The organism is Sphingomonas yabuuchiae (genome assembly GCF_014199595.1).
GTDB lineage: Bacteria > Pseudomonadota > Alphaproteobacteria > Sphingomonadales > Sphingomonadaceae > Sphingomonas > Sphingomonas yabuuchiae.
Window position 1 is genome coordinate 67243 of the sequence record NZ_JACHNX010000005.1, and the last position, 24032, is coordinate 91274.

Consider the following 24032-nt stretch of genomic DNA (forward strand, 5'->3'; position numbering starts at 1 on the left):
TCATGTCAGTTAATGGAGTTCCCGCATGAAGATCGGTCTGGTCGGCCTAGGCCGCATGGGTGGCAATATCGCACGCCGCCTGATGCAGGCTGGGCATCAGGTGGTGGCCTGGGATCGCAGCGACGAGGCGGTGCAGACGCTCGCCAAGGACGGCGCGGAGGCGGCCACCGGGCTGGCGGACATGGCGGCCAAGCTCGCCGATAAGGCGATCTGGTGGGTCATGCTGCCCGCTGGTGGCCCGACCGAGGACACGATCGCGGAGATCGCCAAGCTCGGCAAGGACGGCGACGTCATCATCGACGGCGGTAACAGCTTCTACAAGGACGACATTCGCCGCGCCAAGATGCTGGCCGAACAGGGCATCCATTATGTCGATGTCGGCACCTCGGGCGGCGTCTGGGGCCTGGAGCGCGGCTATTGCATGATGATCGGCGGCGATACGGAAACCGTCGACCATCTCGATCCGATCTTCGACGCGTTGGCACCGGGGCTGGGCGACATCGTCCGCACGCCGGGCCGTATCGCCGACAAGGTCGATCAGCGCGCCGAGAAGGGCTATATCCATGCCGGGCCTGCGGGCGCGGGGCACTTCGTCAAGATGATCCACAACGGCATCGAATATGGCCTGATGCAGGCCTATGCCGAAGGCTTCGATATCCTGAAGTCGAAGAACAGCGACAAGCTGCCCGAGGACGAGCGCTTCGACCTGAACCTGACCGACATCGCCGAAGTGTGGCGTCGCGGCAGCGTGATCTCGTCCTGGCTGCTCGACCTAACCGCCATCGCGCTGGCCAAGGACGAGATGCTCGAGCAGTTCTCGGGCCATGTCGCCGATTCGGGCGAGGGCCAGTGGACGATCGACGCGGCGATGGAGGAGAAGGTCCCGGCCAACGTCCTGACCGCCTCGCTCTTCGCGCGCTATCGCAGCCGGGTTGAGCATACCTATGGCGACAAGGTGCTGTCGGCGATGCGCTTCGGCTTTGGCGGCCACACCGAAATCCCGCAATGAGCGATCCGGTTTCGGGGCCGATCCGGCTTGTCGTGTCGGACGTCGACGGCACGCTCGTCGACCCCGACAAGACGCTGCGCGCCGCCACCATCGCCGCCGTCAAGCGGCTGGAGGCGGCGGGCGTCGGCTTCACCATCATCAGCGCCCGGCCGCGTTCGGGGCTGGGCTGGCTGGCGGATGAGCTGTCCATCGACGCGCCGATCGGGGCGTTCAACGGCGGGACCGTGTTCCGCCGCGACGGCTCGGTCGATGCGCAATTCCGCGTGCCGGTCGATGTCGTGAACGCCGTGCTGGCGATGGCGGCGGACAACCCCGTCGCCATCTGGGTCTTCGCCGACGACCGCTGGTACGCCAGCAGCGGTGAGGGCACCCATGTCGATCACGAGCGCAAGGCCTCCGCACAGGAGCCGGTGGTAACGCAGGACTTCGCCGCGCTGGTGGAAAAGGTCGACAAGATCACCTTGGTCAGCGACGATGCCAATCTGCTGCGCGGTCTGCACGACAAGGCGAATGCGGCGCATGGGGAAGCGGCGACCATCGCCCAGTCGCAAACCTATTATCTCGACGTGACCGCTTTGAAGGCCAACAAGGGCGACGGCGTGGCGACCCTGGCCAAGGCGTTCGGCGTCTCGCTGGAGGAAGTGGCGGTGCTGGGCGACCAGGCCAACGACCTTCCCATGCTGACACGCGCCGGGCTGCCGATCGTGATGGCGAATGCGCCGGACGCGGTTAGGGAACAGATCTCGGTACACACCCGTTCCAATGCCGAGGATGGCGTAGCCTATGCCATCGACACGATCATCTTTCCCCGCATTGGAGTGCCCAAATGAAGCAACTGGTTGCGTTCGACCTCGACGGTACGCTGGCCGAAAGCAAGCAGCCCCTGGGCGAGCCGATGGGGGAGGCGCTGGCCGACCTGCTCGACGTCGCGCATGTCGCAGTGATCTCGGGCGGTGACTGGCCGCAATTCGACAAGCAGGTCGCCAGCCGCCTGCCCGAGCGTGCCGACCGCACCAAGCTGTGGCTGATGCCGACCACCGGCACCAAGCTCTACACCTATCAGGACGGCAGCTGGACCCCGGTCTATGCCGAGCTGTTCGACGATGCGACCAAGGCCAAGATCCTGGAGGCGTTCGACGCCTCGCTGGAGGCGACCGGCTTCGTGCCCGAGCAGACCTGGGGCGAGCGGATCGAGGATCGCGGCAGCCAGATCACCTTTTCCGCGCTCGGCCAGCAGGCGCCGATCGACGCCAAGGAACATTGGGACCCCAAGTTCGAGAAGCGCAAGGTGATCCAGGCCGATCTCAAGCAGCGCCTGCCGGGTCTGTCGATCAACATGGGCGGCGCGACCTCGATCGACATCACCCGCGAGGGTGTCGACAAAGCATACGGCCTGAAGAAGCTGCGCGACGCCAGCGGCATCCCGCTCGACGCGATGATGTTCATCGGCGACGCGATCTTCCCGGGCGGCAACGACTATCCCGCCAAGGAGCTGGGCCTCGACACGGTGCGCGTGCGCGATCCCGAAGAGACGCTGGCGGTCATCGCCGGGATCGTCGCCTGCCTGAAGTAAGCGACAGCGCGTCCGGCGCCCTGCGGGCCCGCACGGGTCCGGCGCATGAGGCGGTGGATGCGGCTTATGGAGCCTATCGGCTGGACGATCGGGAAAGCTATACGGCGTTCCTGATCGCCCATGCCCGCGCACTGCCCGCGGTCGAGGTCTGGCTGGAAGGGCGGAGCATCGCTTTTCCGTGGCGGTCGCGACGCGCGGCGCTGGCGGCGGATCTGGCCGCTCTCGGGCGAGAGATTCCCGAGCCCTTGCCGTTCGATCCGGCCGATGACGAGGCGGCGCGCTGGGGCGCGCTCTACGTGACCGAGGGCTCGCGACTGGGCGGCGTGATGCTGGCCCGGCAGGTGGGGGAGGGGCTTCCCCGCGCCTATCTGGAATCCGGTTTCGGGGCGGGGGAGTGGCGGGATTTTCGCCATGCGCTTGATGCTGCGGCTGGCGATGCAGCATGGGTCGACCGCGCTGTCGTGGCGGCTGAGCAAGTCTTTGGACTATATCGTAGGGCCGTTTAGAGCAGGGTGACATGCAAGCCCCCCCTCCAGGGGGGGCATTTCAGGTCATCAGAGTCCAGCCCTCAATCCGCGATCGGTGCGACCACGATGGCACGCAGGCCCGGCTGATTGTCGTCATATTCGATCGAGCCAGACAGTCGCTGCATCATCGCTGCCATCATGCGGCTGCCGAACCCGCGACCCTGACCGGGCTCTTCGTCGCCCTTGCCGCGGCCCTGATCCGCGACGATCAGGCGCAGGCGGTTGCCATATTGCTCCAGCGTGATCGTCACCGGGCCCACCGCGCCGCCATAGGCATATTTGGTGGCGTTGATGATCAACTCCGTCGTCACCAGCCCCAGATTGATCGCCCGGTCGGTCGGCATCAGCACCGGCGCCAGATCCAGCCGCATCATCGCCGCCCAGTCCTGACCCAGCGACTGTTTCATGTCACCGACCAGATCCTCCAGATAGCGCGCCAGATCGACCGTCTGAATCTGATCGTCGCGGTACAGGCGGCGATGGACCAGCGCGACGGCCGACAGCCGGGCCTGCGCCTCGGCCAGTTGCTCGCGCACGCGGGGGTCGTCCGCCGCCTTGGCCTGGAGCGACAGGAAGGACGAGACGAGCTGAAGACTGTTCTGGACCCGGTGGTCCACCTCCTTCATCAGGACGTCCTTCTGCAGGAGCAGCGCCTCCTTGTCGTCGAGCGTGCGCTGCAACGCGGTGTTCAGCCCGCGCAGCCGGTAATTCTGCGCGGCATCGTGCAGCGCCCGGCGCAGGCGGTGCCCCGCCTCGACCTCTTCCATCGTCCAGCGGCGCGAGCGGCCGCGCACCGTCTCGCGCCAGCTTTCGAACGAGGTGCGCGGGTTGAGCGTCGCATCGGGCGTCAGCGCGACCGACTTGTGCGGATTGCCCGCCCATTCGACCTCTTCGACATGCTCGGCCCGGAACCAGAGCAGGGTGACGCCACCATCGACCAGCGGCAGCGCCAGCACACCCGCCGCCGTCGTCGCTAGCGGTGCGGCATCGGGCATCTGAGCGGGCAATTCATGGGTGAAGAACACGTCGCCCGCGCCCCGGATCAAGGCCCAGTCGGCGATATCGGGGATCGCCAGATCATGCGGGCAGGTGCCGTGGCGATACACCTTGCCTTGGTCGACGACGGCGAAGCCGGTCGCGCCCATCATCGCCATCATCTCGGGCATCAGGCGGCGCATGGCGGGGACCAGGTCGCCCATGCCGATGATGCGCGGCAACAGGCTGTCCTCCGCAGCGCGCAGGCGCAGGCGCTCGCGATACAGCTCGGCCTCTTCCTTCGCCCGGATCTGCCGCGCCAGCGCGCTGGCCAGCCCGGCGGCGGCCGCGCGCAGGTCGGGCGACAGGCGACGGGGCGTATAATGGTGGCAGGCGATCATGCCCCACAGCACGCCGTCCTTGACGATCGAGATCGACGCCGAGGCCGCCACGCCCATATTCTTCAGATAGCGGACATGGATCGGCGACACGCTGCGCAGGCCGACATCGCTGAGGTCCAGCGTCTCGAAACCCTCGGGCCGGATCGGGGCGGGGACGTAATCGACATCCGGGATGCTGCGCGTCCGATTTCGGACATAGAGCGCGCGCGCCTGTTTCGGGATGTCGGAGGCCGGGAAATGATGATGGAGGAAGGATTGCAGTCCGGCCGACCGCGCCTCGGCAACGACGCGGCCCGCATCCTCGTCCAGAAAGCGATAGAGCATGACCCGATTGAACCCGGTCAGCATCTGGAAGGTGGTAGCGGCCCGTTCGAACAACATGGGCAGGTCGGCGGTCCGCTCGAAACTGGTGACGGCGGCGTCGAGCCAGTTGAGCGGGCTACCCTTGCCCCAGGGTGCGTCGATGCTGCCGGCTTCGAGCTCGATCAGCACACGCTCGCCCGCGACGCGGTGCGCGGTCACCGAAAAGCGTTCCGAGATACCCTCGACCGGCACGGCGGCGACCGTCGTGCCGGGGCCGATCGGCATGTCGGAGACCATCTGCGCAACCTCGTCGCCCAGCAAGGCGGCCAAGGGTCGGCCCAGCCAGTCGGCGGCCAATCGCTCCTCGATCGGCCCGGCGCCCGCGATCACCTCCAGCGTCGTTGCGTCGACCACCAGCAACAGCCCATGCGGCTGAACGGCGCCGGGAATATGGATAGGCTCCCGATCGCAAGCGGTAATGTCCAGGTTGGGATCAGTGGCGACGGGGCGAGTGGCCATCGGGCAAAAAATTCCTCTCAATCCGTCACATGGCGCGTTTCATACGGGGTTGCAAATCCCTGAACCCTGCAATCGATCCGATATGGGATCGACGGCAAAGGGGTAATTTGAAGGGACGGAACGAAGATTGCGCGTTTGGGTAATATACGGTTAAAGCGAGCCGACGGACTCAAAGAGCCGCTTGGAGAGGACATGATCGACGATTTCGACTTCGCGCTCGGCGAAAGTGCGGACATGATCCGTGAGGCGACGCGCCGTTTCGCGACCGACCGGATCGCGCCGCTCGCCGTACGAATGGATGCGGAAGACTGGTTTCCCCGTGACATTTGGCCCGAAATGGGTGCGCTGGGCCTGCACGGCATCACCGTCGCCGAGGCCGATGGTGGCCTGGGGCTCGGCTATCTGGAACATGTCGTCGCGATCGAGGAAGTGTCGCGGGCTTCGGCCTCGCTGGGCCTGTCCTATGGCGCGCATTCCAACCTCTGCGTCAATCAGATCAGCCGCTGGGGCAATGCGGAACAGAAGGCGAAATATCTGCCCGGCCTGATCTCCGGCGAGCATGTCGGCAGCCTGGCCATGTCGGAGGTGTCGGCGGGCTCTGACGTGGTGTCGATGAAGCTGCGCGCGGTGAAGGCGGACGGCGGCTGGGTGCTGAACGGCACGAAATTCTGGATCACCAATGCGGCCTATGCCGAGACGCTCGTCGTCTATGCCAAGACGGGCGAGGGGAGCCGGGGCATCACCGCCTTCTTGATCGAGAAGGACATGGCGGGCTTCGCCGTCGGCCAGAAGATCGACAAGATGGGCATGCGCGGCAGCCCGACCGCCGAGTTGGTGTTCAACGACTGCTTCGTCGGCGACGCGCAGGTGATGGGGCCGGTGAATGGCGGTGTCGGCGTGCTGATGAGCGGGCTCGATTATGAGCGTGCGGTGCTGGCGGGTATCCAGCTGGGGATCATGCAGGCGTGCCTCGACGTGGTCGTGCCCTATGTCCGCGAGCGGCGGCAGTTCGGCCGCCCGATCGGCGAGTTCCAGCTGATCCAGGCCAAGATCGCCGACATGTATGTCGCGCTCAACTCCGCCCGGGCATACGTTTATGCGGTGGCGCGTTCCTGTGACGCAGGCCGTACGACCCGGTTCGACGCCGCAGGCGCGATCCTGCTGGCTAGCGAGAATGCGGTGAAGGTCTCGCTGGAGGCGATCCAAGCGCTGGGCGGGGCGGGCTATACGAAGGACTGGCCGGTCGAACGTTTCGCGCGCGACGCCAAGCTGCTCGACATCGGGGCGGGGACCAACGAGATTCGCCGGATGCTGATCGGCCGCGAATTGATCGGCAAGCTCGAAAAGGTGGCGCAATGAGCCTCGGGGTGAAGTGATGGGTGCGGTGATTTCCTCCCGGATCGCGCGCGATGACGCCACGTTTCGGACCAACGCTAATCACAACCGGGCGCTGGCCGAGCGGCTGCGCGCCGATGTCGCCAAGGCCGGGCTCGGCGGTAACGAGGCTTCGCGCGAGCGCCATGTGTCGCGCGGCAAGCTGCTCCCCCGCGACCGGGTGGAACAGCTGCTGGACGCCGGCGCGTCCTTTCTGGAGATTGGTCAGCTCGCCGCCAACGGCCTGTATGACGATGCCGTGCCGGGTGCCGGGGTGATCGCGGGGATCGGCCGTGTGCATGGTCGTCAGGTGATGATCGTCGCCAATGACGCGACGGTGAAGGGCGGCACCTATTACCCGCTGACCGTCAAGAAGCACCTCCGCGCGCAGGAGATCGCGCTCGAAAACCGGCTGCCCTGCATCTATCTGGTCGACAGCGGCGGCGCGAACCTGCCGCATCAGGCGGAGGTGTTTCCCGACCGCGATCATTTCGGCCGCATCTTCTTCAACCAGGCGCAGATGTCGGCGGCGGGCATTCCGCAGATCGCCTGCGTGATGGGCAGCTGCACGGCGGGCGGCGCTTACGTCCCCGCCATGTCCGACGAGACGGTGATCGTGCGCGGGCAGGGGACGATCTTTCTCGCCGGACCGCCGCTGGTAAAGGCCGCGACGGGCGAGGTCATCTCGGCCGAGGAACTGGGCGGCGCGGATACGCATGGCCGCAAGTCCGGTGTGGTCGATCATGTCGCGCAGGATGACGATCACGCGCTGTCGATCGTCTGCGATATCGTCGAAACCCTGCCGCCGCAGGCCATGCCCGATGTCAACCTCGCCGAGGCGGACGAACCGCTCTATCCGGCGGAGGAACTCTATGGCCTGATCCCGCAGGACGTGCGCGCGCCCTATGACGTGCATGAGGTGATCGCCCGGCTGGTCGACGGATCGCGCTTCCATGAATTCAAGGCGCTGTACGGTGCGTCGCTCGTCTGCGGCTTCGCATATATCCATGGCAAGCCGGTCGCGATCCTGGCGAACAACGGCGTGTTGTTCTCGGAGAGCGCACAAAAGGGTGCGCACTTCATCGAACTGGCCTGCCAGCGGCGTATCCCGCTGCTGTTCCTCCAGAATATTTCCGGCTTCATGGTCGGCGGCCGCTATGAGGCCGAGGGGATTGCCAAGCACGGCGCCAAGCTGGTGACGGCGGTGGCGACGGCGCAGGTGCCCAAGATCACCGTGCTGATCGGCGGCAGCTTCGGCGCGGGCAATTACGGCATGTGCGGGCGCGCCTATAGTCCTCGCTTCCTGTTCACCTGGCCCAATGCGCGGATCAGTGTGATGGGCGGCGAGCAGGCGGCGAGCGTGCTGGCGACCGTCCACCGCGACGCCGATAGCTGGACGCCGGACGAAGCGGAGGCGTTTAAGGCCCCCATCCGCCAGCGTTACGAAGATGAAGGCAATCCTTGGTACGCCACCGCGCGGCTGTGGGACGACGGCATCGTTGATCCGGCGCAGACGCGGGATGTTCTGGGGCTGGCGCTGGATGCTTGTCTGAATGCGCCTATAGCGGAGGCGCCCCGGTTCGGGGTGTTCCGCATGTAATGGCGATGGACCTGACCATCGACGGTGCAACCGTCGCGGACGAGGCCGATTTCCATGCCCGTATCCGCGAAGCCTCTGGCGTCGAATGGTATGGCGGTAGTCTGGATGCGCTGTTCGACCTGCTGATTGCGGTCGTCGAGCCGCCCATCATGCTGACCCTCACCAATGCTGCCGCTGCGCGCAAGGTGATCGGCGAGCGGTTCGACCGCATCCTGACCGTGATCTTCGATGCCATCGCCGAACGACCGGGTGCCATCACGTTGAAGCTGGAATCCTGATGATGAAGAGCCTCCTCATCGCCAATCGCGGCGAGATTGCCTGCCGCATCATCCGCACCGCGCGGGAGATGGGCCTGCGTACGATCGCGGTCTATTCCGAAGCCGACGCGCAGGCGCTGCATGTGCGGCTTGCGGACGAGGCCATGCTGATCGGCCCGGCCCCGGCGCGTGAAAGCTATCTGGACGCCAAGCGCATCCTCGCGGCCGCGCACGAAAGCGGAGCGGAGGCGATCCATCCCGGCTATGGTTTCCTGTCCGAAAATGCCGAGTTCGCGGAAAGCGTGATCGCCGCCGGGCTGGTCTGGGTCGGCCCCGACCCCGACAGCATCCGCGCCATGGGGCTGAAGGATGCCGCCAAGGCGCGGATGATTGCCGCCGGTGTGCCCGTCACGCCCGGCTATCTGGGCGAGGACCAGTCGCCCGACCGCCTTGCCGCAGAAGCCGATGCGGTCGGCTATCCCGTGCTGATCAAGGCGGTGGCGGGCGGCGGCGGCAAGGGGATGCGCCGTGTCGACGAGCCCGCCGCCTTTGCCGAGGCGCTGGCATCCTGTCGTCGCGAGGCGGCGGCGTCGTTCGGCGACGACCGGGTGCTGATCGAAAAATACATCCTTTCGCCCCGCCATATCGAGGTGCAGGTCTTCGGCGACCGCCATGGGCAGGTCGTCCATCTCTTCGAGCGCGACTGTTCGCTGCAACGCCGCCACCAAAAGGTGATCGAGGAAGCCCCCGCGCCCGGCATGGACGATGCGACGCGGGAAGCGGTCTGCGGTGCGGCGGTCCGTGCGGCGCAGGCGGTGGACTATGTCGGCGCGGGGACCATTGAGTTCATCGCCGACGCCTCCGAAGGACTTCGTGCCGACCGCGTCTGGTTCATGGAGATGAACACAAGGCTCCAGGTCGAGCATCCCGTCACCGAGGCGATCACTGGCGTCGATCTGGTCGAGTGGCAGCTGCGCGTCGCTGCGGGCGAGCCCTTGCCGATGGCGCAAGGAGAGCTCGCCATCCAAGGCCACGCCATTGAGGCGCGCCTCTATGCCGAGGACCCGGCCAAGGGTTTCCTGCCCGCGATCGGCACGCTGGAGGTGTTCGACCTTGGCGACGATCCCGCAATCCGCATCGACACCGGGGTTGAGGAAGGGGCGGAGATCACCCCCTGGTACGACCCGATGATCGCGAAGGTCATCGCGCATGGCGACACCCGCGACGAAGCGCGCGAGGCGTTGGCGGATGCGCTGGACGAGGCGGTGATCTGGCCGGTGCGCACCAATGCGGGCTTTCTGGTGCAGGCGCTAGACCATCCCGATTTCGCGAGCGGCCAGGTCGATACCGGTCTGATCGCGCGCGAGGGCGAGGCGCTGATGCCGCCGACCGAGCCGTCCGAAGAGGCCCTGGCCGAGGCCGCCGCCGCGCTGATCGGGCAGGACGCGCTGTCGGGCTTCCGCTTGAACGCAGCGCCCCGGCGTACCGCGCGCTTCCTGCTCGATGGGCGGCCGATCACCGTCGATTTTGCGCACGCGGGCGATGTCCCCCCGGCGCCGACCGACGAGGTGCTGATTTCGGAGGGCGGGCAGAGCTGGTCCTTCACCCGCTGGCGCGCCGATGGGCTGGCGGCGGGCGGGGCGGGGGACGGCGCGATCCTGTCGCCCATGCCCGGCCGGATCATCGCCGTCGCCGTGACCGAGGGACAAGCGGTGAACGCAGGCCAGCCGCTCGTCACGCTGGAGGCGATGAAGATGGAGCATGTCCTGACCGCGCCGTTCGACGGCGTGGTGACCGACCTGGAGGCCGAGACGGGCGGTCAGGTGGCCGAGGGCGTCGCGCTGGTCCGTATCGTTGCGGAGGACGCGGCATGAGCGGGCGCTTCTTTGATGACTGGACCATCGGCGACCGGATCGAACATCCCATCCGCCGCACCGTGACCGAGACGGACAACCTCCTGTTCTCGACCATGACCCACAACCCGCAGCCGCTGCACATCGATGCCGAAGCGGCGAAGGCGAGCGAGTTCGGCCAGATCCTCGTCAACGGCACCTTCACCTTTTCGTTGATGGTCGGGCTGTCGGTGGGGGAGACGACGCTGGGGACGCTGGTGGCCAATCTCGGTTACGACGAACTGGTGATGCCCGCGCCGGTCTTCCTGGGCGACACGCTGCGCGCGACGAGCGAGGTGACGGGCCTGCGCGAGAGCAAGTCGCGGCCGGGGGCGGGGTTGGTGACGTTCCGGCATGAGGCGCTGAACCAGCGTGACGAGGTGGTGTGCCGATGCCTGCGAACGGCGTTGGTGAAGAAGCGAGGGTAGCGCGCCCTTCGACTTCGCTCAGTGCGAACGGGGTCCAGTACCCGGTTCCGTTCAGCCCGAGCGAAGTCGAAGACCAAGGGATTACAACCGCGTCCGAACCCCGATCCAAAGCGTCCGGGGTGTCGCCCGCTCGATCAGCCCCGCGCCGCTATACGCCGCCTCGACCCGCGCATCGGCGAGGTTCTCGGCCCGCGCTTCGATCAGCCAGCCGCGCACCACCGGCACCGCCGCATAGGCATCGACCGTCGTCGCGGGGGCAAGCGAGCGGATATTCTGGTCGTCCTCATACTGTCGCCCGACATGGCGCAGAGTCCCGCTCAACACCGCCCCGCGCCGCTCGACCGCCAGGGTCCCCGAAAACTGGTCGCGTGGTGTCTGGGCCGGGCGCAGGCCGTCGAGCGGGGCGGCAGTGCCCGATGCTTCCATCCGCGCATCGACATGCGACCAGGACCCACGCCCGCTGAGCGGGCCATAGGTCCAGTTCGCCTCCAGCTCGAACCCCTGAGAGCGGATCGCGTCGAGATTCTGCCGCATCCGGTACACGCCGTTCGCCGCGACGAAGCCGACGCCCGGAAATGTCCCCGGCCCGCGCCCCAGGGTCACATTGGCGATCGCATCGGTCAGCCGGTTGAGGAAATAGGTGCCCGACAGCCGTAAGCCCGCCGCCGGGGTCAGGTCGAACCCGCCCTCGATACCCTCGACATGTTCGGGGTTCAGCGCGGCGTTGGCGGCGGTGGCGTCTGCCCCGGCGCGGAACGGCCGGTAAAGTTCGTTGAGCGTCGGCAGTCGCCACCCGCGATAGGCCGCCGCGCGCAGGGTCAAGGGCTGCACGATCCGCATCGCCGCCCCCAGCCGCCCGGTGAATTCCTGCCCCGAGCGATCGGGGAAATCGGTATCGGTCAACACGGCGCCGGTCGCCAGCACGCCCTCGTCCAGCCGTCCGTTGCGGATGCGCCAGTCATCCACCCGCGCGGCGGCGGTGACGGTCAGCGCGCCCGCCTCGACGCTGCCATCGGCGAACAGCCCCATGGTCCGCGTCGCGCCGCCCGCCTCGCGCCGTCGCGTGGGAAGTCCCGCGACATAGGTATAGCGTTCCTGCGTCCGTCCGCTGGTATCGCGAATGTCGCCGCCCAGCCGCAGCTTCACCGTATCGCCCAGCGGCGGCGACACCTCGACCCGTCCACCCAGTCCGGTGGCCGGGACATTATACTGGTCGAGCGTCAGCGTGGCCGCCGTTCGCGCCGCATTCACGCTGGCATAGCGCGACGCGAATTGCCGCGTTTGGACATAGGCCAGCGCCGACCAGCCCCAGGCTCCTCGCCCGACCAGCCGGACGCTGGCATCCGCGCCGTCCGACCGATTGTCGGTAAAGTCGGTCCCCCGGTCGCGCGCGTCGTGAAAGGCGGCGAGGGTCAGCTGCAACTCGGTGGCGGGCGCGATCCCGACGACCCCGCGCGCCGCGCCCGAATATTGTTCGTAAGGCGCAGGCCGATCGGCGGGTCCTCGCTGGCCCTCGACGACCGGAATGAAGCCGTCGCCGCGCGCATAGGCGCCGGACACGGTCAGGAAGCCGCCATCCCGCACCAGCGAGGCCGACCCCTGCGCATCCACCGAATCGCGGCTGCCATAGGACAAGGCGAGGTCGAGCGGGGACAGCTGGTCGGGCGTCGCACTGTCCATCTCGATCGTGCCTGCCAGCGCGCCCGGCCCCCAGAAACCCGATCCGCCGCCGCGCGTCACCCGGATGCGCCCCAGCCGTCCGGTCGCATAGGCGGGAAAGACGACCCAGCCGCCGAACGGATCGGCCTGCGGCACGCCGTCGAGCACCAGCAGCGCGCGGCTCGACGCATTGCCGCCCAGCCCGCGCAGGGTGATTCCCTGCGACGTCGGATGCGCCGAGCGGCTGTCCGAGCGGCGGAACTGCTGGAGCCCCGCGACATCGGCGAGGACGTTTTCCAGCCGTTGCGAGGCGTTCTGCGTGATACGGTCGCGGTCGATGGTCACGACGTCCAGCGCGCTGTCGCCCGGCTGATCGCCCAGGCCCCGGCCGGTGACGATAACGGTTTCGGGCTCGGTGGTTTGTGCGGAAAGCGTGGCAGGCGCGAGCGCGAGGGCGAGCAGAGGCAGGCGGTGAAGTGCAGGCATGATGATGTGATGGTCCCCTTTGCTCCCCTGATAGGGATGTCAGGAGGTGAAGACGAATCAGGATATGAACAGGTCCCGCCCTTAATGGATTTCACGCCCCTCCCGCGGGCGGGATGGGATGGGGGAGGGCAGGCCACAGGCGATGGTCTCGGTGAGACATCCTGCCCTCCCCAAACCCCTCCCGCCTGCGGGAGGGGCTTAAAGAAGCAGGGAGAAGGCGGATGACGCGGCCCCAAAACCGCCTTACAGTCCTGTCATCGTGGCCAGTCTACACATCCTTGCGAACCCCGCGCGTTTCCTGAAGATCGCTCGTCCGCTGACCGGGATTTTCCTGGGTCTAGGCATCGTGCTGATCGCGGTCGCGGTCTGGGCGGGGCTGGTGATGACGCCGCCCGATTATCTTCAGGGCGAGACGGTGCGCATCCTCTATATCCATGTCCCCGCCGCCTGGCTGGGCATGGGGGGATGGAGCGGCATCGCCATCGCCAGCCTGTCGCTGATCGTGTGGCGGCATCCGCTGGCGCAGGTCGCGGGCCGCGCCATTGCCTGGCCGGGGGCGGTGTTTACCGCACTTTGCCTCGCCACCGGATCGATCTGGGGACGGCCGACCTGGGGGACATGGTGGCAGTGGGATGGGCGGCTGACCTCGATGCTGCTGCTGCTGTTCGTCTATCTGGGCTATATCGCGCTCGCCCGTGCCGATGCGGATCGCGGCGGGGACGGGCGGATCCCGGCGCTGTACGGGCTGGCGGGCACGGCGTTGCTGCCGGTCATCCGTTACTCGGTAGTGTGGTGGAACACGCTGCATCAGGGCCAGTCGATCGGACTGACCGGTTCCAGCATCGACACATCCCTGCTCTGGCCTTTGCCCATCGCGCTGGGCGGCTTCACTTTCCTGTTCGCGGCCATCGTGCTGATGCGGATGCGCACCCTGTTGGCGCAGGCCAAGGCCGAGGCGCGGATGCGACGGATGGCGCGCGCATGAACCAGATGAGTTTCGTGGCGGCGGCCTATGCGGTGATGCTGGGGGGCGCGGGCGCGTTGACCCTCATCAGCTATCTGGCGATGAAGCGCGCCGAGAAATGACGCCCAAATCCCAACGTCTGACGCTGGCGCTGCTGGCGCTGGCCGCGATCGTCGCGGCGGTCCTGCTCGCCATGTCGGCGATGAAGGACCAGGCGGCGTTCTTCTACACGCCGTCCGATGCAAAAGCGCAGGGCCTGCCGCTGGGCAAGGCGGTGCGGCTGGGCGGAATGGTCGAGGCCGGATCGGTCCACCGCGCGCCCGACGGGGTGACGGTGCGCTTCGTCGTCACCGACGGCAAGGCGACGACGCCCGTGACCTTTGCCGGGATCACCCCCGACCTGTTCCGCGAGAAATCGGGCGTGGTGGCCGAGGGGCAGTTCCAGCCCGATGGCCGCTTCGTCGCGACCAACCTGCTCGCCAAGCATGACGAGAAATATATGCCCCCCGAAATGGCGGGCAATATGCACGAGAGCCGGAGCCTGGAGCCGTGATCGCCGAAGCGGGCTTGGCCGCTCTTTGGTTCGCCGCGATGCTGGCGGGGTTGCAACTGCTGCTCGGCGTTCTGGCGCTCCGGCGCAAGGATGTGGCGGGCGAGCAGGCGATGGCGGCGATCGGGCCGGTCGCGATTCTACAGGGCGCGCTGGTCGCCATCGCCATGGGTGCGCTGATCGCGGTGTTCCTGAACACCGACCTGTCGGTCAAGCTTGTCGCCGAGAACAGCCATTCGGCCAAGCCCTGGATCTACAAATTCGCCGGAGCCTGGGGCAATCACGAAGGCTCGATGCTGCTCTGGGTCACGATCCTGGGCGCGGGCGGCGCGCTGGTCGCGTGGAAGGAGCGCACGCTCGACCGGGCGACCCATGTCGCGACGCTGGCCGCCCAGGGTGCGATCGCACTGGGATTCTATGCCTTCCTGCTGTTCGCCTCCAACCCGTTCGCGCGGCTGAACCCCGCGCCGATCGAAGGGCAGGGCCTGAACCCGTTGTTGCAGGACCCTGGCTTGGCCTTCCACCCGCCGACGCTTTACGCGGGCTATGTGGGGCTGTCGGTCGCCTTTTCCTTCGCGGTCGGTGCGCTGGTGACGGGGCAGGTCGGCCCGGCCTTTGCGCGGGCGATGCGGCCCTGGGTGCTGGGCGCCTGGGTGCTGCTGACCATCGGCATCACGGCGGGGTCCTATTGGGCCTATTATGAGCTGGGCTGGGGCGGCTGGTGGTTCTGGGACCCGGTCGAGAATGCCTCGCTGATGCCGTGGCTGGCGGCGACGGCGCTGCTCCATTCGGTCAATGTGCTGGCGGCGCGGGACGGCTTGCGGGCGTGGACCGTGATGCTGGCGGTGGTCGCTTTCTCCATGTCGATGATCGGCACCTTCCTGGTGCGGTCGGGCATTTTGACCAGCGTCCATGCCTTTGCCGTCGATCCCCGGCGCGGGGCGTTCATCCTGGCGTTGCTGGGTATCTATATTGGTGGCGCGCTCGCGCTGTTCGGCTCCCGGATCGGGCAGGTGCGGGCGGGGCGCAGCTTCGCCTTCGTCAGCCGCGAGGGCGGGCTGGTCGTCAACAATCTGCTGCTGTCGGTGATTCTCGGCATCGTGCTGATCGGCACGCTCTATCCGTTGGTCGCCGCCGGGTTCGGCGTGCGGCTGTCGGTCGGGCCGCCTTTCTTCCACGCCGCCGCGGGGCCGATCGCGCTGGCGCTGGTCGCGGTGATGGCGGTCGGGCCCGCCCTGCGCTGGCGGAGCGATGACGCGGAGGCGGTGCTGATCCGCATGCTGTGGCCGATGGTCGCGGCGGCGGGGACCTTTGCGCTGATGCTGACCCTGACCGGGGGCATGGGCGTGTTGTCGCTGCTCGGCCTGTCTTTCGGCGTGGGGCTGATCGTCGCCAGCGTCATGCCGATCACCCGGCGCAATTGGCGGCGCACGCCCTTGCCCATCTGGGGCATGGTCGTCGCGCATGTCGGGCTGGGCGTCAGCATGATCGGCATGGCCTGCGACAGCGCCTTCACCGCCGAACGGCTGGTCGCGCTCTATCCGGGGCAGGCGACCATCGTCGGCCCGTGGCGGGTGGAGCTGAATCGCATCTATCCCAATATCGGCGCGAACTGGTCGGCGCTGGAGGCGCGGCTGACCGCGACCCGCGAGGGCGACGGGGCCACCCTGCGTCCGCAGCAGCGCTTCTTCACCGATCCGCCGACCACGACCAGCGAGAGCGCCATCGCGACCCGCTGGGATGGACAGCTTTATACCGTTCTGGGGCAGCAGGATGCCGCGACCGGCCGCTGGCAGTTGCGACTGTGGTGGAAGCCGTTCGTGACCTTGATCTGGCTGGGCGGTGCGCTGATCGCCTTGGGCGGCGTGCTGGCGCTGGTCGGGCGGTGGTTCAAGGCATGGCAGCAACGACGGCGGGAGGCTCTGTGGGGATGAAGCGCGCGCTGATCTGGTTGCCGCTGGGGCTGTTCGGGGTGTTCTTCGCGGTAGTCGCGGCAGGGCTGATGCGCCCCGCCGACACGACGGTGCGTTCGACCCTGGTCGACAAGCCGCTGCCGGTCTTCAAGCTGGAGCCGATGGTGCCGGGCAAGCCGGGGCTGGCGAGCGGCGACTTCAAGGGCGGCAAGCCGCGCCTGCTCAACGTCTTTGCCAGCTGGTGCATCCCCTGCATCGCCGAAGCGCCGCAGCTGATGGCGCTGAAGGCGCGCGGCGTGCCGATCGACGCCATTGCGATCCATGACAAGGGCCCCGCCATCGCCGCCTTCCTGCGCCGCAACGGCGACCCTTATGCCGCGATCGGCGATGACAGCCGCAGCCGTGTGCAGATGGCGCTCGGCTCGTCGGGCGTGCCGGAGACCTTCCTGATCGACGGGCGCGGGCGGATCGTGCGGCAATATATCGGCGACATCCGCGCCGATCAGGTCGACCAGATCGTCCGCGACGTAGCCGCTGCGGGGGCCGCCGCGCGATGAGCCTGTCGCTCGCCCTGTTGCTGGCGGTCGCCACGACCACGCCTGATTACGGCAACACCCAACTGCCCGACCGTCAGGCCGAGGCGCAGGCGCGCGCCCTGATGGGCGAGTTGCGCTGCGTCGTGTGCCAGGGCCAGTCGATTGCGGACAGCGATGCCGACATGGCCGCCGATATGCGCGCCCTGGTCCGCCAGCGGATCGCCCGCGGCGAAAGCCCGGAGGCGATCCGCGCCTGGCTGATCGAGCGGTACGGCGATTATGTCAGCTATGACCCGCCCTTGTCCGGTGCCACGGCGTTGCTCTGGGCGACGCCGATCCTGTTGCTGGCGGTCGGGGCATGGATCGCGCGATCCAGCTTTCGAAAGCGCCGCTGATGGGCTGGCTGATCCTGCTGCTGATCGCCGCCGGAGCCTTGGGCGCGGCGCTGTGGCTGCGGTTTCCGCGACCGCTCTGGACGATGCTCGGGGCCGCACTCGCACTGGGGGGCGTGGGCTATGCGTGGCAGGGGCGGCCGACCCTGGCGGCCAGCGCGCCTGCGCCGCGCCCCGATGCGCTGCTCGACAATGACGCGATTTCCGAGCTGCGCGGGCAGCTGATCGGGCGTTATGGTGGCGAGGCGGCGATGTTCACCGCCGCCGATGCCCTGTCGCGCTCGGGCAACAAGCGCACGGCGGTGCAGATCATGCTGGGCGCGGTCGGCGGCGACCGGACCAGCGTTCCCTATTGGACCGAGCTGGGCAACGTCCTGTTCGCGCATGACGGCTATCAGATGTCACCCGCCGCCCGCTTCGCCTTTCGTCGCGCGCGGACGCTGGGGCCTCGCGACCCGGCGCCGTTCTTCTTCGAGGGGCTGGCCTGGATGCGGGCGGGCGACTTCCGCAAGGCGCGGGTGTTTTGGAACCGTGCCCTGGCGCTGTCGCCCGCCAATGCGCCCTATCGTCCGGCTATCGAGCAGCGGGTGATGCTGCTCGATCAGGCCATTCGGATGATGGGGGAGTAGGGGCCTACTGGCCCCGGCCGGTCTTTTCCTGAAGCGCGTCGATCCGCTTCGAGGCGTCGGCCTTGGTCAGCGTATCGTCGAACGGCTCGCCCGCCTCTTCGGACAGGGTCTTCAGATAACTGGCCTGTGCGCCGGTCATCTTTTCGTCGCCGGTGGTCCAGTCATCGGGGTCCTTCTCGGCGTTGGAGAAGGGTTCGGTCTTGGGGGTGTCGGTCATCGGATGATCCTTTCGGGGGAATCAACGGCGATGTTCCAGTTTTGTTTCTTTGTTTGGTTCGCGCGGAGACGCGGAGGCGCAAAGAGGTTCGGGATGGGGTCGGCGGTGCGAGTCCGTTCCGCCGGAGGCTTTGCCGCACCTTTGAGATGGCAGGCCAGCCTGGCGGCTGGATACGCCATCTCCGCGCCTCCGCGTCTCCGCGCGAACCTGCTCGGGCCCTCGTGGCGTAGGGCAGGGCGTGCGCTTCGACTTCGCTCAGCGTGAACGGAAGGTGGGGTAAACCCACAACGCCGTTCAGCCTGAGCGAAGTCGAAGGCCACGGGCAGCCTTGCGGCCATGGCCCGGATCGACTTCGCTCAGTGCGAACGGCAGGAGCGATTTAGCCCGCCCAGGCCTCGAACGGCAGGTCGAGCGCTTCGGCGACCGCCGCGTGGCGGATCTTGCCGCCCGAGACGTTCAGGCCGTTCGCCAGATGCGCGTCGGCCTTCATCGCGGCCTCGGCGCCCATGTTCGCCAGCTTCACCGCGAAGGGCAGCGTCGCGTTGTTCAGCGCGAAGGTCGAGGTGCGGGCGACCGCGCCGGGCATGTTGGCGACGCAGTAATGGATCACGCCGTCGACCTCGAACACCGGGTCCTGGTGGGTGGTGGCGTGGCTGGTCTCGAAGCAGCCGCCCTGGTCGATCGCGATGTCGACCATCACCGAGCCGCGCTTCATCGTCTTCAGCATGTCGCGGGTGACCAGCTTCGGCGCCGCCGCGCCGGGGACCAGCACCGCGCCGATGACGAGGTGCGCGTTCTTCACCGCCGCCGCGATCGCCGCCTTCGACGCATAGGCGGTCTTGATCTGGCTGGAGAAGAACATGTCCAGCTCGGCCAGACGATCGTTGTTGATGTCATAGATGGTGACATCGGCGCGCAGACCCACGGCCATCTGCGCCGCGTTCACGCCCGAGACGCCGCCGCCCAGGATCGCGACCTTGGCCGGTGCCACGCCCGGCACGCCGCCGAGCAGGATGCCACGGCCGCCCTGCTGCTTTTCCAGATAGTGCGCGCCGACCTGCACCGCCATGCGGCCCGCGACTTCCGACATCGGCTTCAGGAGGGGCACGCCGCCGCGGGGGCTGGTGACGGTCTCATAGGCGATGCAGGTCGCGCCCGACTTCATCAGGCCCTCGGCCTGCGGCTTGTCGGCGGCGAGGTGGAGATAGGTGAACAGCACATGGTGCGGGCGCAGCATCGCGACCTCGACCGCCTGCGGCTCCTTGACCTTCACGATCATCTCGGCCTGCTCGAACACCTCGGCGGCGGTGGCGACGATGCGCGCGCCCGCATCGACATAGTCCTGGTCCTCGAAATCGATGCCGGTGCCGGCCTTGGTCTCGACGATCACCTCGTGACCGGCGGCGACCAGCTCGGCGACCGACGGCGGGGTCAGGCCGACGCGATATTCGTGGTTCTTGATTTCCTTGGGAACACCGACGCGCATGATGAACTCTCCTGAAAAAGCGTTGCCCCGATAATAGCGCCGATGGGGTGGGAGAGGTGTGCAAAGCGGTCCCGTCGCATCGTATAATTTGGGATATTCGTGCGTCTTTGGCCGGTGTATCGGGATGAAATGTCCGACGCGATCGACCGCCGCATCCTGGCCCAGCTGGCCCGCGATTCCGACCTGACCAGCGCCGCGCTGGGCGAGAAGGTCGGCCTGTCCGCCAGTGCCGCGCATCGCCGCGTGGCGCAGCTTCGCGAAAGCGGGGTCATCGCCGGATATCGCGCGATCCTGAGCCATGAGGCGCGCGGGCGGCCCTCGACCGTGATGGTCAACGTCACGCTGAAGGACCAGAGGCAGGATACCATGGCGGCGTTCGAGCGCGAAATCCTGCGCTGTCCCGAGATCGTCGAATGCTTTCTGATGAGCGGCGAGGCGGACTATATGATCCAGGTCGAGGTCCGCCGCGACGACAGTTACGAGCGTATCCACCGCGAAACGCTGGCGCGCCTGCCGGGGGTGACTCGGCTGGCGTCGCATTTCGTGATTCGCGAGGTGGTACGGCGGTCGTGAAGGATGGAGAAACTTCCTCCCCTGGCAGGGGAGGAAAGATGACGGCCTCCGCTTCCCACCTTCGCCTTCACCCGATAGGGATCGGCCCATGGTAAAGCAGGCTTCCCCCTCCCGCATCCTCCGTGCCACACTGACCGCGCTGGCGATCGCGCTGACCCCGGCTGCGGCCTTCGCCGATGCGCTGGTCGACAATGTCACGGGCCTGACGCTCGACAAGGACGGCAAGGTCGTGCGCTTCACCGGCCTGTTGCTGACCCCGGACGGCAAGGTCGTGAAGCTGCTGGGCGCCAAGGACAAGCGCCCCGAAAAACTCGACTGGCGGGCGGATATGAAGGGGCGGGTGATGCTGCCCGGCTTCGTCGATTCGCATGGGCATGTCATGGCGCTGGGCTTCCGCCAGATCGAGCTGGACCTGGCGACCACCAAGTCGCTGGACGAGGCGAAGGCGCGGATCGCCGCCTATGTCGCCGCCAACCCCGAGCGGAAATGGATATTGGGCGGCGGCTGGAACCAGGAAAGCTGGGCCTTGGGTCGCTTCCCCACCGCCGCCGATATGGACACCGCCGTCGCCGACCGTCCCGTCGTGATGGAGCGCGCCGATGGCCATGCGCTCTGGGCCAACAGCGCGGCGATGAAGGCGGCGGGGATCACCGCCAAGACCGTCTCGCCCGCCGGTGGCCGGATCGAGAAGGTCGGCGGCCAGCCTTCGGGCGTATTCGTCGATGCCGCCATGGCGCTGATCCAGAAGGCCATTCCGCAGCCGCTGGCCAAGGATCGCAACGCCGCCTTTCTGAAGGCGCAGAACGACTTGCTGAGCCACGGCATCACCGCGACCGCCGATATGGGCACGACGCTGGACGAGTGGATGACCTATCGCCGGATGGGCGATGCCGGAAACCTGCGGGTGCGGATCATGAGCTATGGCGGCGGCGTCGACGATACGGTGCGGATCGGCGGCACCGGGCCGACGCCGTGGCTGTACAACAACAAGCTGCGGCTAGTCGGCGTGAAGCTGTACGGCGACGGCGCACTGGGATCGCGCGGCGCGTGGCTGAAGCAGCCCTATGCCGATGCGCCGGGCCAGACCGGGCTGGGCTTCATGTCGGACGACGTGATCCGCAACCTCATGAGCCGCGCGGCGATGGACAAGTACCAGATCGCCGTCCACGCGATCGGCGACCGCACCAATGCGCAGGTGCTCGACGCGATCGACGAACTGGCCGAGACCTATAAGGGCGATCGGCGCTGGCGGATCGAACATGCGCAGATCGTCGATCCGGCGGACCTGCCGCGCTTCGGCAAGCATGGCATCGTCGCCTCGATGCAGCCGGTGCACGAAACCAGCGACCGCCAGATGGCCGAGGCGCGGCTGGGCCCGGCACGACTGACGGGCGCCTATGCCTGGAACACCATGCTGAAGAACGGTGCGACCCTGGTGTTCGGTTCGGACTATCCGGTCGAGCGGCCCGACCCCTTTGCGGGCTGGGCGGCGGCGATCACCCGGCAAGGCCCGGACGGCCAGCCCTATGGCGGGTGGCAGCCGCAGGAGATCGTCGGGCGCGAGGCGGCATGGCGCGCCTTCACCATGGACGGCGCCTATGCCGGGTTTGCCGAAGACCTGTTCGGGCGACTGGGGCAGGGGCAGCAGGCGGACTTCATCATCGTCGACCGCAACCCGCTGGACATCAACCCCAGCGAATTGCGCGCCACCCAGGTCGAGGAAACCTGGATCGGCGGGCAAAAGGTGTGGGAGCGCCGCTGACGCAGGTGTCCAGATCGGCCGTAAAAACCCTCCGAATCGGATGACCCGGCGGCCGAGAAGCTAATAATTTGGCAGGACTTGCCCCCGTAATCTGGGAACATGAACAACCGTCTCCTCGCCATCGGCCTGATCGCGGCCGCCATCCCTTCGCTGGCCGTCGCGTCGCCCGTGGCCGGCATAGACGCTCTCAAGGAATGGAACCTCATCGTGCTGGGGGACCTGACCTCCAGTTCGGAGGTGGAGGGGCGGACCTTTGTCGGCGGTAATCTGAGCGGCAACTCATCCAATTACCAGATCGCTTCGGTGTCCAGTTCGGCCTATGCGGTGCCCGGCTTGACCGTGGTCGGGAATGTCTTGGGCGGCACGAAGAACCTCAACAACGGTTCGGGCGCACTGATCGGCGGTAACGTGGCGAGCGGGTTCAACCTGAACGGCGGGATCCAGACGGTGAAGGTCGGCGGTCTGCTGTCCAACACCAACATCAATCAGAATATCGTCCTGTCGGGTCTGGGCGTTAGCGATCCCGGCTTCGTCACGGGGCTGAACCAGCAAAAGTCGCTGCTGACCAGCAGCATGACCGACCTGTCGAACAGCTATGCCGCCCTGTCCGCCACGGCGCAGGTATCGATCAGCGGCAACCGCGCGACGTTCAACACCGTGGCGGGGGCGAACGGCGTCGGCGTGTTCAACCTGAACGCGGCCGACCTGACGCGGTTCGGCGAGATCGCATTCAATCCGAACGGTGCCGATACGGTCATCGTCAATGTGCATGGCAGCACGGTGCGGCTGGACGACAATTTCCTGAATGGCGCGACCGGCCTGGGTCAGCATGTCATCTGGAACTTCCCCGACGCGACCAGCCTGGAATTGACCACTGCCTGGAAGGGATCGATCCTCGCGCCCAAGGCGGCGGCGACCACCGGCAATTATATCGAGGGCTCGGCCGTGTTCGGCAGCCTGATCCAGAATGGCGAGTTCCATTTGGGGACCTATATCGGCACCTATGTGCCGGGCACGTCCAATCCGCCGAGCAGTTCGGGCGGGACCGGGAGCAGCGGAGGAAGCCCTGCGCCGGTGCCGGAACCGGCCAGCATGGCGTTGATGGCCGGGGGATTGGCGTTGCTCGTCCTGGCGCTTCGGCGGCGGCGAGCCCCAGTCTGATGGGGTAGGGAGGGACGCGGGAAACCCCCATAAAAAAGGCCGGTCCGCGCCTCTCGCGAACCGGCCTTCTTCATAACGGACAGGAAGATCAGGCGACCTCGGCCTGCTCCACATCGTCGGGCTCGCGCAGCACATAGCCGCGGCCCCACACCGTCTCGATATAATTCTCGCCGTCGCAGGCCAGACTGAGCTTCTTGCGCAGCTTGCAGATGAAGACGTCGATGATCTTCAGCTCCGGCTCGTCCATCCCGCCATAAAGGTGGTTGAGGAACATTTCCTTGGTCAGCGTGGTGCCCTTGCGGAGCGACAGCAGCTCCAGCATCGCATATTCCTTGCCGGTCAGGTGGACGCGGGCATTGTCGACCTCGACCGTCTTGGCGTCGAGATTGACGGCCAGCTTGCCGGTGCGGATGATCGACTGCGAATGGCCCTTGGACCGGCGGACCACGGCATGGATGCGCGCGATCAGCTCTTCGCGGTGGAAGGGCTTGGTGACGTAATCATCGGCGCCGAAGCCGAAGCTGCGCACCTTCGAATCCATCTCGTTGATGCCCGACAGGATCAGCACCGGCGTCGAGACGCGCGCGACGCGCAAGCGCTTCAGCACGTCATAGCCATGCATGTCGGGCAGGTTCAGGTCGAGCAGGATGATGTCGTAATCATACAGCTTGCCGAGATCGAGGCCTTCCTCGCCCAGGTCGGTCGTATAGACGTTGAAACCTTCGCTGCCGAGCATCAGCTCGATCGCCTTGGCGGTCGTCGGTTCGTCTTCGATCAGCAATACGCGCATCGACAGTCCCCATTTGCGAGTGATCGCCCCCCTTGCCCCGGCGACCTGACGCTCCA

General features: G+C 67.0%; 23 protein-coding genes. 18 read left to right on the plus strand and 5 right to left on the minus strand.

From position 1 onward, the window contains the following. Positions 1-25 precede the first annotated feature (25 nt). From gnd to GGQ89_RS08180, 4 genes are read left to right on the plus strand one after another with little or no spacing between them, the layout of a single operon-like run. Positions 26-1009 carry a phosphogluconate dehydrogenase (NAD(+)-dependent, decarboxylating) gene (gnd, locus tag GGQ89_RS08165; protein ID WP_184105403.1) on the plus strand — a complete coding sequence of 328 codons (984 nt, stop codon included), beginning with the start codon at positions 26-28 and terminating at the stop codon, positions 1007-1009. Beyond that, positions 1006-1839 (plus strand): Cof-type HAD-IIB family hydrolase, encoded by an 834-nt coding sequence (locus GGQ89_RS08170; protein ID WP_184105404.1) that lies wholly within the window; start codon positions 1006-1008, stop codon positions 1837-1839. Before gnd ends, GGQ89_RS08170 begins: the two co-directional genes overlap by 4 nt. After that, positions 1836-2582 carry an HAD-IIB family hydrolase gene (locus GGQ89_RS08175; RefSeq protein WP_184105405.1) on the plus strand — a complete coding sequence of 249 codons (747 nt, stop codon included), beginning with the start codon at positions 1836-1838 and terminating at the stop codon, positions 2580-2582. The genes GGQ89_RS08170 and GGQ89_RS08175 overlap by 4 nt, the downstream gene beginning before the upstream one ends. Positions 2583-2635: 53 nt before the next feature. Beyond that, positions 2636-3088 (plus strand): biliverdin-producing heme oxygenase, encoded by a 453-nt coding sequence (locus GGQ89_RS08180; protein WP_338112418.1) that lies wholly within the window; start codon positions 2636-2638, stop codon positions 3086-3088. A gap of 62 nt (positions 3089-3150) precedes the next feature. On the opposite strand, the gene GGQ89_RS08185 is transcribed toward GGQ89_RS08180, so the two are convergent. Further along, entirely contained in the window at positions 3151-5307 is a 2157-nt protein-coding gene (locus tag GGQ89_RS08185) for a histidine kinase dimerization/phosphoacceptor domain -containing protein (RefSeq protein WP_184105406.1), read from the minus strand. A gap of 192 nt (positions 5308-5499) precedes the next feature. Here GGQ89_RS08185 and GGQ89_RS08190 point away from each other — a divergent pair, with 192 nt between their 5' ends. The 5 genes from GGQ89_RS08190 to GGQ89_RS08210 are packed head-to-tail and all read left to right on the plus strand — an operon-like array spanning position 5500 to position 10858. Then, positions 5500-6666, plus strand: a complete 1167-nt coding sequence (locus GGQ89_RS08190; RefSeq protein WP_184105407.1) for an acyl-CoA dehydrogenase family protein — start codon at positions 5500-5502, stop codon at positions 6664-6666. 16 nt (positions 6667-6682) lie between these two features. After that, on the plus strand, positions 6683-8281 hold the full coding sequence (locus tag GGQ89_RS08195) for a carboxyl transferase domain-containing protein (protein ID WP_221238897.1): 1599 nt from the start codon (positions 6683-6685) through the stop codon (positions 8279-8281). Beyond that, on the plus strand, positions 8281-8559 hold the full coding sequence (locus GGQ89_RS08200; RefSeq protein ID WP_056434332.1) for a barstar family protein: 279 nt from the start codon (positions 8281-8283) through the stop codon (positions 8557-8559). The genes GGQ89_RS08195 and GGQ89_RS08200 overlap by 1 nt, the downstream gene beginning before the upstream one ends. Then, positions 8559-10412, plus strand: coding sequence for an acetyl/propionyl/methylcrotonyl-CoA carboxylase subunit alpha (locus tag GGQ89_RS08205; RefSeq protein ID WP_184105409.1), 1854 nt, complete (start codon positions 8559-8561; stop codon positions 10410-10412). Before GGQ89_RS08200 ends, GGQ89_RS08205 begins: the two co-directional genes overlap by 1 nt. Next, on the plus strand, positions 10409-10858 hold the full coding sequence (locus GGQ89_RS08210; protein WP_184105410.1) for a MaoC family dehydratase: 450 nt from the start codon (positions 10409-10411) through the stop codon (positions 10856-10858). The genes GGQ89_RS08205 and GGQ89_RS08210 overlap by 4 nt, the downstream gene beginning before the upstream one ends. A gap of 81 nt (positions 10859-10939) precedes the next feature. Here the strand turns inward: GGQ89_RS08210 and GGQ89_RS08215 are convergent, their stop codons facing one another. Beyond that, complete coding sequence (locus GGQ89_RS08215) at positions 10940-13003, minus strand: TonB-dependent receptor (protein ID WP_184105411.1); 2064 nt, start codon at positions 13001-13003, stop codon at positions 10940-10942. A gap of 259 nt (positions 13004-13262) precedes the next feature. Between GGQ89_RS08215 and ccmC the strand changes: the two genes are divergently transcribed. From ccmC to GGQ89_RS08245, 6 genes are all read left to right on the plus strand, one after another. Next, positions 13263-13988, plus strand: a complete 726-nt coding sequence (gene ccmC / locus GGQ89_RS08220; protein ID WP_076717058.1) for a heme ABC transporter permease CcmC — start codon at positions 13263-13265, stop codon at positions 13986-13988. 97 nt (positions 13989-14085) lie between these two features. Beyond that, positions 14086-14520 carry a cytochrome c maturation protein CcmE gene (gene ccmE / locus GGQ89_RS08225; protein ID WP_056434323.1) on the plus strand — a complete coding sequence of 145 codons (435 nt, stop codon included), beginning with the start codon at positions 14086-14088 and terminating at the stop codon, positions 14518-14520. Then, positions 14517-16451, plus strand: coding sequence for a heme lyase NrfEFG subunit NrfE (locus GGQ89_RS08230; protein ID WP_184105412.1), 1935 nt, complete (start codon positions 14517-14519; stop codon positions 16449-16451). The genes ccmE and GGQ89_RS08230 overlap by 4 nt, the downstream gene beginning before the upstream one ends. Then, positions 16448-16987 (plus strand): redoxin family protein, encoded by a 540-nt coding sequence (locus GGQ89_RS08235; protein WP_184105413.1) that lies wholly within the window; start codon positions 16448-16450, stop codon positions 16985-16987. The genes GGQ89_RS08230 and GGQ89_RS08235 overlap by 4 nt, the downstream gene beginning before the upstream one ends. Next, entirely contained in the window at positions 16984-17361 is a 378-nt protein-coding gene (locus tag GGQ89_RS08240) for a cytochrome c-type biogenesis protein (protein WP_056434315.1), read from the plus strand. Before GGQ89_RS08235 ends, GGQ89_RS08240 begins: the two co-directional genes overlap by 4 nt. Continuing rightward, the gene (locus GGQ89_RS08245; protein WP_184105414.1) at positions 17325-17987 is read left to right on the plus strand and encodes a tetratricopeptide repeat protein; all 663 of its coding nucleotides are present in this window, start codon (positions 17325-17327) and stop codon (positions 17985-17987) included. The genes GGQ89_RS08240 and GGQ89_RS08245 overlap by 37 nt, the downstream gene beginning before the upstream one ends. Positions 17988-17991: 4 nt before the next feature. On the opposite strand, the gene GGQ89_RS08250 is transcribed toward GGQ89_RS08245, so the two are convergent. After that, positions 17992-18204: a DUF3072 domain-containing protein gene (locus GGQ89_RS08250; RefSeq protein WP_184105415.1), complete on the minus strand. Its 213-nt coding sequence runs from the start codon at positions 18202-18204 to the stop codon at positions 17992-17994. Positions 18205-18583: 379 nt separating this feature from the next. After that, the gene (gene ald / locus GGQ89_RS08255; protein WP_184105416.1) at positions 18584-19690 is read right to left on the minus strand and encodes an alanine dehydrogenase; all 1107 of its coding nucleotides are present in this window, start codon (positions 19688-19690) and stop codon (positions 18584-18586) included. A 129-nt stretch (positions 19691-19819) separates the two neighbouring features. Here ald and GGQ89_RS08260 point away from each other — a divergent pair, with 129 nt between their 5' ends. From GGQ89_RS08260 to GGQ89_RS08270, 3 genes are all read left to right on the plus strand, one after another. Next, the gene (locus GGQ89_RS08260) at positions 19820-20263 is read left to right on the plus strand and encodes an Lrp/AsnC family transcriptional regulator (protein WP_042484883.1); all 444 of its coding nucleotides are present in this window, start codon (positions 19820-19822) and stop codon (positions 20261-20263) included. Positions 20264-20351: 88 nt separating this feature from the next. Then, positions 20352-22025: an amidohydrolase gene (locus GGQ89_RS08265; RefSeq protein ID WP_184105417.1), complete on the plus strand. Its 1674-nt coding sequence runs from the start codon at positions 20352-20354 to the stop codon at positions 22023-22025. A 99-nt stretch (positions 22026-22124) separates the two neighbouring features. After that, complete coding sequence (locus tag GGQ89_RS08270) at positions 22125-23186, plus strand: choice-of-anchor A family protein (protein ID WP_184105418.1); 1062 nt, start codon at positions 22125-22127, stop codon at positions 23184-23186. An 88-nt stretch (positions 23187-23274) separates the two neighbouring features. On the opposite strand, the gene ctrA is transcribed toward GGQ89_RS08270, so the two are convergent. Further along, complete coding sequence (gene ctrA / locus GGQ89_RS08275) at positions 23275-23976, minus strand: response regulator transcription factor CtrA (RefSeq protein WP_042484892.1); 702 nt, start codon at positions 23974-23976, stop codon at positions 23275-23277. Between the last annotated feature and the right edge of the window lie 56 nt (positions 23977-24032).